This is a genomic window from Sphingopyxis lindanitolerans (genome assembly GCF_002993885.1).
Classification (GTDB): domain Bacteria; phylum Pseudomonadota; class Alphaproteobacteria; order Sphingomonadales; family Sphingomonadaceae; genus Sphingopyxis; species Sphingopyxis lindanitolerans.
The window spans coordinates 769,395-783,233 of record NZ_CM009578.1 but is presented as its reverse complement, the minus strand read 5'-3'; the positions used below and the strand labels follow the sequence as shown (position 1 = coordinate 783,233).

10 protein-coding genes are annotated in these 13,839 nt (G+C 64.2%); 8 read left to right on the top strand and 2 right to left on the bottom strand.

Features of this window, described 5'->3' with window-relative positions:
• Positions 1-150 precede the first annotated feature (150 nt).
• Positions 151-417 carry a hypothetical protein gene (locus CVO77_RS21210; protein WP_158257987.1) on the bottom strand — a complete coding sequence of 89 codons (267 nt, stop codon included), beginning with the start codon at positions 415-417 and terminating at the stop codon, positions 151-153.
• Between CVO77_RS21210 and CVO77_RS03740 the strand changes: the two genes are divergently transcribed.
• From CVO77_RS03740 to CVO77_RS03700, 8 genes are all read left to right on the top strand, one after another.
• Positions 404-4,390, top strand: a complete 3,987-nt coding sequence (locus CVO77_RS03740; protein WP_158257986.1) for an autotransporter outer membrane beta-barrel domain-containing protein — start codon at positions 404-406, stop codon at positions 4,388-4,390. The two genes, CVO77_RS21210 and CVO77_RS03740, sit on opposite strands and share 14 nt — an antisense overlap.
• 626 nt (positions 4,391-5,016) lie before the next feature.
• A complete protein-coding gene (locus CVO77_RS03730; protein WP_105997953.1) occupies positions 5,017-5,505 on the top strand; it encodes a MarR family winged helix-turn-helix transcriptional regulator in 489 nt (162 codons plus the stop codon).
• A gap of 79 nt (positions 5,506-5,584) precedes the next feature.
• Complete coding sequence (locus CVO77_RS03725; protein WP_105997952.1) at positions 5,585-6,859, top strand: acyl-CoA dehydrogenase family protein; 1,275 nt, start codon at positions 5,585-5,587, stop codon at positions 6,857-6,859.
• Positions 6,860-6,962: 103 nt separating this feature from the next.
• Positions 6,963-8,687, top strand: coding sequence for a sulfatase family protein (locus CVO77_RS03720; protein WP_105997951.1), 1,725 nt, complete (start codon positions 6,963-6,965; stop codon positions 8,685-8,687).
• Positions 8,688-8,712: 25 nt separating this feature from the next.
• Entirely contained in the window at positions 8,713-10,956 is a 2,244-nt protein-coding gene (locus tag CVO77_RS03715) for a TonB-dependent receptor (protein ID WP_105997950.1), read from the top strand.
• Positions 10,957-10,981: 25 nt separating this feature from the next.
• A complete protein-coding gene (locus CVO77_RS03710; RefSeq protein ID WP_158257985.1) occupies positions 10,982-11,554 on the top strand; it encodes an NADPH-dependent FMN reductase in 573 nt (190 codons plus the stop codon).
• Between the two features lie 50 nt (positions 11,555-11,604).
• On the top strand, positions 11,605-12,081 hold the full coding sequence (locus CVO77_RS03705) for a MarR family winged helix-turn-helix transcriptional regulator (RefSeq protein WP_105997948.1): 477 nt from the start codon (positions 11,605-11,607) through the stop codon (positions 12,079-12,081).
• 31 nt (positions 12,082-12,112) lie between these two features.
• Positions 12,113-12,403: a putative quinol monooxygenase gene (locus tag CVO77_RS03700; protein WP_158257984.1), complete on the top strand. Its 291-nt coding sequence runs from the start codon at positions 12,113-12,115 to the stop codon at positions 12,401-12,403.
• Between the two features lie 7 nt (positions 12,404-12,410).
• Here the strand turns inward: CVO77_RS03700 and CVO77_RS03695 are convergent, their stop codons facing one another.
• Positions 12,411-13,808 (bottom strand): spinster family MFS transporter, encoded by a 1,398-nt coding sequence (locus CVO77_RS03695; RefSeq protein ID WP_158257983.1) that lies wholly within the window; start codon positions 13,806-13,808, stop codon positions 12,411-12,413.
• Between the last annotated feature and the right edge of the window lie 31 nt (positions 13,809-13,839).

Genomic DNA, 13,839 nt, shown 5'->3' with positions numbered 1-13,839 from the left:
CTGGGCAATCGCAATCCGAGCATAGCCCGTTCGTCGCCCCAGTCGACCATTGGTCGTGCCTTTTTGCGTCCGGCGCTTGCCGTCATGTCGCGTCGGTCGCGACGCTGAGCCATTCGTCGCGGCGGCTATCCAATTCACCGGGCGCACCGGTCATGGAAATCCCAGCAATCGCCGTGCTCGCGGCTCGGCCGCCGATGGCTGGTGCGAAATTTCCATGAAAGGTTCCCAAATGAACGATATCCAGATGAATACCGAATCCATTCCCATGCCGTTGAGGGGCGTTTCCTTCGCTCCGCTGCGGGCGCGGTCCGGCCGCATGGTCGTCGGCACGGGAATTTCGGCCCTGGCCTTGATCCTGGCTTCGGCCAGCGCGGCGTCGGCGCAGGAGGTCATCGACGACGGCGTGAACAGCGGCATCGTGACCGTTCCCGGCGATAAACCCAACCCATGGGATTTGGGGGGCGTGCTCATCGTCGGCGATGGCGGAACGGGGACGCTGACGATCAAGGATGGCGGCGTCGTTTCGAACACCGCCGGGCGTGTTGGCGACGATGCCAGCGGCATCGGCACGGTCATGGTTTCGGGCAATGACGGTGCCGGCAATGCCTCGCATTGGATCAATTCCGCGGCCCTGCAGATCGGGGTGGGCGGCACCGGGACGCTGACGGTTGAAGGCGGCGGCAAGGTCTCCAGTGATTCGGGCTCGATCGGCAAGGATGCCGGCAGCAAGGGGACAGTGACGGTCCGGGGCACCGATGCCGATGGCAATGCGTCGCGCTGGGTGAATGTCGTTCGCGGCCTGGACGTCGGCACTTTTGGCGAAGGCCTGTTGTCGATCGAGGATGGCGGGATCGTCGAGAATTTCAACGGCATCATCGGCGGGGCAGCCGGCGGCCGTGGCGAGGTGATGGCGACGGGCGCCGGATCTCGCTGGATCAACGGCGGCAGCATCACGGTCGGAGCGGGTGGCACGGGGAGGCTGACCGTCACGGGAGGCGCGTCGGTCACGGGAAATTACGGCTATATCGGCGAGCGGTCGACCGGTGAAGGAAGCGTGACCGTATCGGGCGCCGACAGCGCCGGGAATGTTTCGAGCTGGATAAGCCGCTCCGGTATCGAGGTCGCGGGCGATGGCGCCGGGACGCTGACGATCGCGAACGGCGGATTTGTCTCCAGCCCCAATGCCTATATCGGCACCAACGCCGGTAGTAGCGGTGTAGCCACAGTTTCGGGGATCAACGCCGACGGCACGGCCTCGCGCTGGGACAATGACGCGAGTTTTCATATCGGCTTTCGGGGCAATGCGGCCATGACCATCGCCGATGGTGGCGTGGTGTCCGCGCCGATCGCCAGAATCGCGACCCACGGTGGTAGCAGCGCGATCCTGAATATCGGGGCCGCAGCCGGTGCGGCCGCGACAGGCGCCGGGACCCTCGCCGCCGCGACGCTCAGTTTTGGTGATGGTGACGGGACGCTGATCTTCAACCACAGCGATGCCAATTACGAATTCACCGCGCAGTTGAGCAGCAACGGTACCGGTGCCCATATTCTGGAACACCATGCCGGGACGACGATGTTGACGGGTAACAGCGTCGATTTTTCGGGCACAACGACCATCAGCGGCGGTCAGATTGTTGTCAACGGCACGCTTGGCGGAACGACGCATGTTCTGGCCGACGGCACGCTCGCCGGCGCCGGCACTCTGACCGGGGCCATCGATATTGCCGATGGCGGCACCTTGCGGGGCATGCAGGGCCAGACCCTGACCATGGCATCGCTCGCCTTGTCCAGCGGATCGAACATCGACGTGACGCTGGGCGCGCCCGGCAATGCCGCCGGTCTGTTCAGCATCACCAGCGATATCGTGCTCGACGGGCAACTCAACGTCACATCCGATCTCGGCTATGGCCAGGGCGTTTACCGCCTGTTCGATTATGGCGGCACGGTTACCGACAACGGCCTCGATATCGCGGCGATGCCGGTCGGCACGACCGGCGAGGTTCAGACCTCGGTGGACAAGCAGGTCAACCTGGTCGTCAGCGGCCCGCCGGATCCGGGGCCGGTTCCCGATATTCAATTCTGGAACGGCACGACGATAGTGGCGAATGGCGCGATCAATGGCGGTGGCGGCGTGTGGAACGACGTCAATATCAATTGGACTGACGCCAATGGCACCCGCGTCGACGTCTGGGGCAGCAAGCTCGCGGTGTTCCAGAACAACCCTGATGTCGTGACCGTCGATGGCGGCGTCGCGGCCACGGGAATGCAGTTCATCGGTGAGGGCTGGCGCATCGAGGGTGACGCGATCACGCTGGCTGGCGACAATGGCGCCACCACCATCCGCGTTGGTGACGGATCGGGCGCCGGTACGCATGTCGCCACCATCGCCTCGACCCTGTCCGGCGCCAGCACGCTGGTGAAGGACGATCAGGGCCTGCTGATCCTGTCCGGCGAGAATAGCTATTCGGGCGGCACCGCGATCAAGGCCGGGACGTTGCAGATTGGTGATGGCGGCACGACCGGGTCGATTCAGGGCGACGTCGCCAATGATGGCCTGTTCGCCTTCAACCGTTCGGATGCGATCAGCTTTGGCGGCGAGATCAGCGGGACGGGCGACGTCACGCTGCGGGGCGGTGACGTGACCTTCACCGCCGCCAATAATTATGCCGGAACCACCGCACTGCTCGCTGGCGCGACCTTGCGGCTGGGCGATGGCGGCACGGTGGGGTCGATCACCGGCCCGGTCGATAATGCCGGGACGCTGGTCTTCAACCGTTCCGACGATATCGCCTTTGCGGGCGCGATCAGCGGCGACGGCACCATTCGCCATCTGGGCGGCGGCAAGACCGAACTCACCGCAGACTCCAGCGCCTTTGCCGGAACGACCGAGGTCGGGGCGGGCATATTGGCGGTGAACGGATCGCTGGGCGGCGCGATGAATCTGCTGGCGGGTGGCCGTCTGCAAGGCACCGGCACGGTCGGCGATCTGATCGTGTCAGGCACCATCGCGCCGGGCAATTCGATCGGCACGCTTAACGTCGCAGGCAATATCAGCTTTGCAGCCGGGTCAATCTATGAGGTCGAGGCCAATGCCGCGGGTGAGGCCGACAGGATCGCCGCGTCGGGCACCGCCACCATCAACGGCGGTTCGGTGCAGGTTCTGGAGGGCGATGGCGATTATCGGCCCCAGACCGACTACACCATCCTTACCGCCGGTGGCGGGGTGACCGGCACCTTTACGGACGTGACGTCGAACCTCGCTTTCCTCGACCCCTCGCTCGTCTATGGCGCGAACAATGTGACGCTGCGCCTGACGCGCAACAGCATCAGCTTTGCGGGTATCGGCCTGACGCCAAACCAGATCGCGGCCGGTGCCGGGACCGAAAGCCTGGATTGGGGCAGCCCGGTGGTCGATGCGGTCATGCAACTCTCGGCCGAACAGGGTCGCGATGCCTTTGATCAACTGTCGGGCGAGATCCACCCCTCGGCGCGCCACGCGATGATCGAGGACAGCCGGTTGGTTCGTCATGCGGTCTGGGACCGGTTGCGCGGCGCGTCGTCGGACGATCGTGGCGGTGCCTGGGGCCAGGCGATCGGTTCGTGGGGCCATAGTGGCGGCGACGGCAATGCGGCGCGGCTCGACCGCTCGACCGCCGGCTTGCTGATGGGCGTCGATCGGGCCAGCGAGACGATGCGCTTCGGTGTGGTCGGCGGCTATAGCCGCACGAACATTGACCTCGATGCGCGCGGATCGTCGGGAAAGATCGGCAATTTCCACCTTGGCGCCTATGCGGGCGGCCAATGGGGCGATGTCGCGGTGCGGACCGGGCTGACCTATAGCTGGCATGACATCCAGACGACGCGTCGCATCGGCTTTGCCGGGTTCAGCGACACGGCTCGCGCCGAATATGGCGGCGGCACGTTCCAGGCGTTCGGCGAACTGGGCTATGGCTTTGACCTTGGCCGCACCGAGCTCGAACCGTTCGCCAGCCTCGCCTATGTCCGGGCGAAGAACGATGCTTTCGAGGAAGTGGGTGGCGACGCGATCCTGCTCGGCGGGAAAGCCACGACCGATGTCACTTTCTCGACCCTGGGGCTGCGCACCGCGACGATGTTCGACCTCGGCAAGGCCGACGCCAGCTTCCGCGCCGCAGCGGGATGGCGCCACGCGTTCGGGGACAATCTGCCGATCACGGCGATGGGCTATCAGGCAGGCGGCAACGCCTTCGCGATCGCCGGCCTACCGGTGACGCGCGACGCCGCCACCGTCGAGGCGGGGCTGGATGTCGCGGTTTCCAGCCGGGCCCGGATCGGCATCGGCTATAGCGGCCAGATCGGTAGCCGCCTTGCCGACCATAGCGCCAAGGCCAGCATCAACTTCCGTTTCTGATCCGGGAACTGGTCCCAAGCCTCTGTAACGTGGAGGCCGGCCTCCAACCTCTTGCTCTGATAGACCCCCGTGCTTCTCCATATCGAGGAGCACGGGGTGAAGTTTCGCTCAGCGCTGATCGCGCCTCAATGCTTCACATCGAGTCTATGATTTGGGTCCACGCCCCAGGCTCCCAAGCGCAAGACGATCGCGATTGATGGGCCCTATCTGCATGGCTTACGGCTAAGAAGACGCTCCGGGACGGCCGTCCGATCAGCTTATGACGGCAGGCGAGGCCCGTGGCTATATCGGCGCGGCCGCGTCTATTCCGCCGGCCTTGTTGGATAGTGACGCTGTCAGCCTCGCGGGCCTTCTGCGCCGCTGCCGCCGTGCGCGCGCCCATTCTTCACTTCGCAGCTAACCACCCGCACCCCGTCACAGGCCGAGTATAATAAAGGTGGCCCCGCCTTCGCGGGAACACCGATATTGTAACTTGCTGGAACTGACCATTTGAACTCTCATGTCAAAGTGGTAGCAGATGACGTATATGGATTCATGCCGAGCGGCAGCGTTGCCACCCGCAGGTTGCACCGTCACCATGATGCGGTTTATGGCGGACGTCTCGAAGCGCATCTCGAAGGTGATCGATGCACAGCCCCTATCTGATGATGAATCTGTTGAGCGCCGTCTATTGGTTCGACGAGGCGCTGCAGGCGGCGCTCAAGGAGGCGGGGATTCCCAACGTCAGCCGGGCGCAGTCGATGCTGATCGCCAATATCTCGGCGGGCGAGCATCGCGCGACGCGCATCGCCCGCAATCTCGGCGTTACACGCCAGGCGATCAGCCTGATGCTGAGCGAACTCGAAGCGCGCGGCATCGTCGAGCTCGTCCCCGATCCCGACGACCGCCGCGCGCGGATCGTCCGCTTTGCCGAACAGGCGAACAACACCCGTCGCGCCGCCGCGAAGGCGTTGCACTTTCTTGAACTTGAGCTCGTCGAACGGATCGGGCTCCCGGCCTATCACGGGCTTCGCGACGCGATGCGGATGAACTGGGGCGAGCCGCCGCGGGTGCCGCCCGACGTGCTCGATGAACCCGAGCGCGAAAACGTCGCGGCGCCAGTGACCCCAATTTAGTTAAGTTTCTTGACATTATTTCCGCCCGGCCTATTCTGGCCGCAGCAGCCGATTCGGGCTCGCTGGGAGGAAGGATGCCATGAATATCGCCGTTCAGACGCGCAAAACAGACGCAGAACCCTTCGCCGACCGGCGCATCCCGAAGGGAGGCGATTGGCTCTCGAGCGAGGAACTCAACGCGCTGACCCCCGAGGAGTTGGTCCGCCGCACAACGGCGCTCAAGCCGCTCGTCGCCGCGCACGCGCTCGAATGCGAGCGGCTGCGCCGTCCGGTCGATGCGGTGTGGGACGCGATCCGCCAGACCGGCGTCTTCTATCATTTCGTCCCCAAGCGGTACGGCGGGCTCGAATTCGACATCGACAGCTTCATCGACGCGATGCTGCCGATCGCCGAAGGCTGCGGATCGACCGGCTGGGTCACCGCGTTCTGCGTCGAGCATAACTGGATGCTCGCGCAATTCCCCGAAGGGCTTCAGGACGAAACCTTCGGCGGCGATTTCCCCTATATCATCGCGCCGGGCGCGACCAATCCGCCGGGAGTCGCGCAGCCGGTCGAGGGCGGTTACCGCCTGTCGGGCCGCTGGAAATGGGGTACCGGGGTCATGCACGCTGACTGGGTGATGGTTACCGGGATGATCCCCGGCGAAACTCCGTCGCGCCAGCTTTTCCTCGCGCTGCCCGCGGGTGAAATCGATGTCCTCGACACATGGCACGTCGACGGGATGATCGGGACGGGCAGCAACGACATCCGCTGCGACGACGTCTTCGTCCCCGAACATCGTGTGATGGACATGGGCGAAATGCGCATGGGCTGCGCGCCGGGCGCGAAGATTCACGCGCACAACCCGATCTACCGGATGCCGATGACGCCCTTCCTCGCGATCACCGCGGCAATCGGCGCGGTTGGCGTCGCGCGATCGGCGGTCGATCATTATAAGGAGCGTATCGGCGTGCGCACGATGCTGGGCACGACGATCAAGCAGAATGAGAAGCCTGCGGCACATATGCGGCTGGGCGAAGCAGCGGCGAAGACCGAGACCGCCGAGATGATCCTGCGCGCGGTCGGGCGCCGCAACGTCACGCTGACTGAGGCGGCGGGGACGGGTCTGGTCAGCAACGAGGATCGCATTGCGCTACGCGCGCAGGTCGCGCTCGCGATGGACCTGTGCCGCGACGCGATCCGGTTGCTCGTCGAGGGTGCGGGATCGAGCGCGCATATGACGAGCAGCCCGCTCCAGCGTGCGCTGCGCGACGTCAATGTGATGGCGAGCCATGTCGTCTACGACTTCGACGGGGCCACTGAATTGCTCGGGCGCTCGCTGATCGGTCTGGCGCCGAATACGCCGGTCTTTTGATCACGAGCGATATTTGAGCAAGAAACTTGACTAAAATTTTGAAATGCGTATTATCTTAGAATACTAAGAATAAGGCAGACTGACCGGCTTTGGGAGGTGCGGAATGCGCGACAAGGCAGAGATCGACCGGCGGACATTGCTTGCCGGAAGCGCGGCGGCGCTGGTCGCGGCGAACGGCGCCAAGGCCGCCCGCGCTCAGACTTCGGCGCGGGCGCCCGGGAAGCGACGCGGCGGGCGGCCCAACATCCTCTTCATGGTCAACGACCAGGAAAGGGCGCTCGCCGATATTCCGGGCGAACTGCCGCTTCCCGCACACGACTGGCTGCGCAAGCGGGGCATCTCGTTCGACCGCTTCCATGTCAACACGACGCCCTGCGGGCCGTCGCGCTCGACCATCTATACCGGGCTGCACACACAGCACACCGGCGTCTATGCCAACCCCAATTCGCCGCCGCACCCCGAACTCAAGCCCGATATTCCGACGATCGGGACGATGCTGCGCCGCGCCGGCTATCGCACCGTCTACAAGGGCAAATGGCATATATCGAACCTCAACGAGGGGCTGAATTTCCGCGGTGTCGCGGGCGGCATCTTTCCCAATACGACCGACATCCTCGAACCCTTCGGCTTTTCGAGCTATAATTTCGACGGCGAGCGCGTCGGCCTGTCGTGGGAAGGCTTCATCAACGATGGCGTCACCGCGGCCGAGGCGGTGACCCGGCTGCGTGCCTTTGCCGGCGATGACGACGATGCACCCTGGTTCATGGCGGTCAATTTCGTCAATCCGCACGACATCATGTTCTTCGACGCGACCGGCGAGGGCGAACAAACGCGCATCCGGCCCAACCTGGTGTCGCCGTTGCTGCCGGCACCGGGCGATCCCGTTTACGATCGCGACTGGAATTTCCCCCTGCCGCGCAGCTTCCATGCCGACGACTTGTCGCGAAAGCCGCGCGCGCACGCCGCGATCAATGCCAGCGAAGGCGCCTTTTATGGCCGTATGCCGCACGGCGACGAAGCGGTCTGGAAGCGCAACCTCAATTATTATTTCAACTGCATCCGCGACGCCGACCGGCACATGAAGACCGTGCTCGACGCGCTCGACGCTTCGGGGCAACTCGACAACACGATCATCATCTTCACCTCCGATCATGGCGAGCGCGCCGGCGCGCACGGGATGCGGCAAAAGGGCGGCACCATCTATAAGGAGGATGTCGGCGTGCCGCTGATCGTCGTCCACCCTGACCTTCCCGGCGGCCGCACGACCCATGCGCTCGGCAGCGCGGTCGACCTCGTACCCACGATGCTATCGCTCGCCGGGGTCGACGAAGCGGCGCGGCACGCGATGCAGCCGAAGCTGGTGGGCCACGACCTCTCGGCGGCGATCGCATCGGCGCCCGCGCCGACGAGCCGCGACAAGGCGGGTGTCCTGTTCAACTATGCGGTGCGCTATGGGTGGAACGCGCCCGATGTGCCGCCGGGGGCCACCGAGACTAAGCCACTGCCCGAAAACGACCTGATGCTGCGCCGCCTCCACCGCGGCGTCCACGATGGCCGCTACAAGTTCGCGCGCTATTTCGCACCCGCGCAGCATCACATTCCAAAGCATTGGGACGATCTGGTCGCCTACAACGACCTCGAGCTCTACGACACGGCGGCCGACCCAGACGAGATCGACAATCTCGCCTGGCGTCCCGACGCCCACAAATCGCTCATCGAACGCCTGAATGCCCAGACCAACACGCTGATCGCAGCCGAGGTCGGTGAAGACAAGGGCGCCGAATATCCGGGACCGGTCGCGCAGTATAACACGCTGCATCTGGCCTGATCCGTTCACCTTTGGGAGAGGGACTATGAAAATCGACAGCTTGAAGTGGGGGAGTGCGCTCGCGCTTGTCATCGGGGCGCCGGCCTACGCGCAGGATGCGCCGCCGGCCGGGGCGCAGGAACGCGACAACGGCCAGACGATCATCGTCACTGCGACGCGCCGCGAACAGACGCTGCAGGAAGTGCCGATCTCGGTCGCGGTCGTCAGCGGCGACCAGCTCGAAGAGAAAGGGACACTGCTGTTCGACGATGTCGCCGATGGCGTCCCCAATCTCCAGATCGACCGCACCAACGGAAATTTCGCGATCACGATGCGTGGCCTTGGGGCGGGAACGGGAAATTTATCCTTTGAACAATCGGTCGGACTGTTCATCGACGGCGTCTATCTCAGCCGGTCGCGGGCGTTCCAGAACCCGCTGCTCGATATTCAGCGGGTCGAAGTGGTCCGCGGGCCGCAAGGCGCGCTGTTCGGCAAAAACACCAACGCGGGCGCGATCAGCGTCGTCACCCGACGTCCGACGCGCGATTTCGAGGGCTTCGTCCGCGCGAGCGGCGAGGTCGAGCATGGCGGCTGGAACCTCGACAGCGCGGTGTCGGGACCAGTGTCCGATACAGTCAGCGTTCGCCTGACCGGCCGCGTCGGGGCGATCGGCGATTATATGAAGAATAGCCTGACCGGCCGCGACGAGTTCGGGTCGCACTATGAAGCCGTGCGCGGCCAGATTCTTTGGGAACCGGCCGATAATTTCGACGCGCTCGTCAAGGTCGAGCATTCATCGAACCGCGTCGACGGCGGCGCGTTGGTGTTCAATTATATCGGCGACGCCAATTGTTTCCTGTGCAACGCGGTGCGCAATTCGGGTGCCGACGTGCCCGAATATCCGTCCTTCACCCGCGCGTCGGCGGGAACCAGTCCCGAATATGACAATACCAAGACGACGATGGCGCAGCTGACCATGAATCTCGACCTCGGCGACTGGCGCTTCACCTCCGTTACCGCCTGGCAGGATTTGAAGGGCGGGGTGAATATGGATTATGACGGGCCGCTGACCTTTCTCGAATCCGACATCACCGAACAATCCAATTCCTTGTTCCAGGAGGTGCGCGCGCAGCATCCGATCGGCGACGACGGAGCCTTGATCGCCGGATTGACCTATATCGACACCAATTTGCACATCCAGCAGGCGTCGACGTTCAACGCTGCTAGCGCTGGATTTCCCGCCCCGCTCAACGGTCTGTCGCTGCGCCAGTTCAACCAGACTGGCGAATCCTGGTCGCCCTTCGTGTCGGTCGAAGTGCCGGTAAGCGAGCGGATCATGCTGAGCGGCAGCCTGCGCTATTCGCATGAAAGCCGTGTCGGCAATGCGATTTCGAGCAATGTCGGCGCCTTCCCGCCGACTTATCTGCCCTATGATCTCACCGAAACGCGCAAGGAGAGTTTGTGGGATTATTCGGCGCGCGTCCGTTACGAATTCTCGCGCGACGCCTATGTGTATCTGAGCTATGCGACGGGCACGAAGGGCGGCGGCTTCGTGTCGAACGATGCGCTGCTTCTCTATAACATCCAGAACGGCATCGCGACCTTCCAATATGATTCGGAACGCGCACGTTCGTGGGAGATCGGCGGAAAATTCCGTTTCCTTGACGGCAAGGGGCAATTCAACGTCGCCCTGTTCCGTACCAATTTCGCCGACCTTCAGGTGTCGGAATATAATGGCACGGCGTTCATCACCGGCAATGCCGCGTCGGCGATCGCCCAGGGGGTCGAGATGGACGCCAATATCGGGATCGGCGATTATTGGCGCGTCGGCGGCAGCTTTGGCTACCTCGACGCGCATTATAAGGACTACCCCGGCGGCGCGTGCCTGTACGACGCTCCGCCGACCTGTATGCCCCAGACCAACAACCTTGCCGGCGTTCGCCTTGTCCGCGCGCCCGAGTGGACGGGCAATGCGTTCATCGAGGCCAAATATCCGGTGTCCGGCAGCCTCTATGTGCTGGCGAACCTATCGGCGAACTATCAATCACGGTCCTTTTTCCAGCCCGACATGAATCCGCTCAATTCGCAGCCCGCCTTCACCAAATATGATGCGCGGCTGGCGGTAGGCCGCGAGGACGGCCAATGGGAGCTCGCGCTGGTCGGCCGCAACCTCACCAACAAGGTCACCACGAGCCAGGGATTCAACACCCCCGTATTTGGCGGCAACAGTCATATGGCGCTCGTCGGCGCGCCGCGGACGATGACGGTGCAGCTGTCGCTCGATTTCTGATGACGGCCGGATGAGGGAGCACGCGATGGCGCAGCCAGACCTGTTGCTGCTGGCCGGAGGAATCCGCAGTGGCTCACTCAATGAAAAGCTGATCGGCTGCGTGTCGGAAGCGGCGCGCAGTCTGGGGCTCGGCGCGACGCGACTGACGCTCTCCGACTATCGTCTGCCGCTGTTTGGCGCCGATGCCCTGTCGATCGACGAGGTCCCCGAGGCGCTGGCGCTCAAGGCGGTGTTCGGGCGGCACGACGCGGTGATCATCGCCAGCCCTGAGCATAATGGCTCGGTGACCGCGATGTTGAAGAACGCACTTGACTGGATGTCCTGTCCGAACGCGGGGGAGGCGCCGCAGGCCTATATTGCCTTTCGGCGCAAGGCCTTTGGTCTGGTTTCGGCGTCGTCGAGTCCCTTCGGCGGGATGCGCGGCCTGTCGCAGCTCCGGCATATATTGACGACGGTGCAGGCGCTGGTCGTCCCCGAACAGCTCAGCGTCCCGCACGCGCACCGTGCCTTCGACGAAGCTGGCCGGCTGACCGATCCGTTCCTGACCGGGCTGCTGGCCGACCTCGTACGGTCGGTGGCCGGCCTCGGGCGGCGCTAGCTCGACGACCACAACTGCTTGATCATATCAAGGGCAACAGGGAGCGAGAATTGACGAACGCCGGACCGCGATCGTGGAGCGATTATTGGGCGTTCGAGGACAGCCTCGGTTATCTCGCCCGCCTGATCTTCCGATCCTTTTCGCGCCTCCGCGAAACGCGCACCATCGACCACGGGATTTCGGCGGGACAATGGATCTTTCTGCGCCAGCTCTGGCGCGGAGACGGCATCAGCCAGCGTGAATTGAGCCGACAGCTCGCGCTGCGCGACGCGACGACCACGATCGCTCTGCGCGGACTCGAGGAGGCATCGCTGGTGCGGCGGCGCGTCAACCAGCACGACCGGCGCGAGATATTGGTGTTCCTGACGCCCCGCGCCCGGCAACTGCAAACACTGCTGCTTTCGGTGACGGCGGAGGTGCAGTCGCTGGCGACCGGCGGCTTTTCCGACCAAGAGACCGAGATTCTGCGCAGCCTGTTGCTGCGCGTGATCGCGAATCTGGCGCGCGAAGATGTCGATATTCGGTGAAGCGACCCGAAACCGTCAAAGGAGAGAGATGATGATCGCGGTGATTGCAAAGCTGACTGCCAAGCCGGGCCATGAGGACGAATTGGGCGCGGCGCTAACCGATGGCGCCGCAAAGGTGCTCGCGGGCGAGCCGGGCTGCCTGCTCTATCGCGTTGCGCGGTCGCGCAGCGACACGGGCGTCTACACGCTCATGGAAATCTACGCATCGCAGGCGGCGCTCGACGCGCACCCGAACGCACCGCATTTCGAGGAAATCCGTACCGCGCTGTCGGCGCATCTCGGTGCGGCGCCCGAGGTTGAGTTTCTGGATGCGCTGAACTGATCGCGCGTCAGGCCGGGGCGGCCCCCGCCTCGGCCGACATCCGCGCGAGCTCGCGCGCGAACCCCTTGAAGCCCAGTGTCAGGATGATTGCCGCGATCGGCAGCGCGATGGCGGTGACGGTCGCAATCGAATAGCGCAGCGCCGCATCGTCTTGGAACAGATTGTCCGTGAGCAGCGCGATCAGCATCGGTCCGAAACCGAGACCGACCAGATTGACGACGAAGAAATAGAGCGCCGTCATCCGCGCGCGATATTCGTTCGGTGTGATCAATTGCAGTGCGACACCGCCGACGCCGTGCAATGTCATACATGGGTAGGCGAGCGCGAGCATGACGAAGGCGAGGGTCGGATCGGGCATCAGCACGGTCGCGAGCAGGGGTGGGCCGCCGAGCAGGATCGACAGCCGCATGACGCGCAAATGCGCATCGGCGACGCCCTTGGCATAAAGATGGTCGGCGAGCGAGCCGCCGACGAGCAGTCCGATTGTGCCGCCAACGGCCATGATGACCCCGAACCACAGCCCGGCATCGGCGACGTCCATGCCATAGGTGCGTGCGAAGAAGGTCGGGATCCACGCAATCGCGCCGTACATGACGAGCCCGATCAGCGACATGCCGCCGAACAGCGCGCCGAGCGCCGAGCGCTGGGTGCGAAGATGCGCGATCAGTCCGGGCGTCGACGCGGCCGATGCGATCGGGGCGGGCCCCGCGGCCTGGCGACCGCGCCGCAGCGGCTCGCGCACGGTGAACATCAACAGCGCGATGAGCAGTCCGGGCGCGGCGACCCATACGAAGATCAGCCGCCACGCATCCATCGCGCCAAAGAAGGGCATATCGACCATCGGCGCCGCGAGTACCGCCTGGACGACGAAAGAGCCGAGGATCAGCGCAATGCCCGCCCCCAGCGGCACGCCGATCGAATAGACCGCCATCGCCCGTGCCAGCTTGTCGCGTGGAAAATAGTCGCTGAGCATCGAATAGGCGGCGGGCGACAGCGTCGCTTCGCCGACGCCGACCCCCATACGCGCGGCGAACAAGGTCGCATAGCTTCCCGCAAAGCCGCAGCCCGCGGTCATGAAGCTCCACACTGCGATCCCGACGAGGATCAGGTTGCGCCGGTTGTAACGGTCGGCGATCCACGCGAGCGGCAGGCCGAGCAATGTATAGAAGAGCGCGAAGGCGAGTCCGATCAGCAGGCTGACCTGCGTGTCCGAAATATCGAGCGCGGCGCGGATCGGGGCGACCAGCAGGCTGAGGACCATCCGATCGATGAAGGACAGCGTGTAAGCGAGCAAGAGGACGCCGACGACATACCAGCTCTTCGCCGGACACGGCCATGGCGGGGTTACCGCGGGCGGGTGTTCGAGCTGTTCGACAGTCCCGATCCCCGCCCCTTGCGCTGCCATATGCTCTCCCATTCGTCGCTCAAGCCACCAC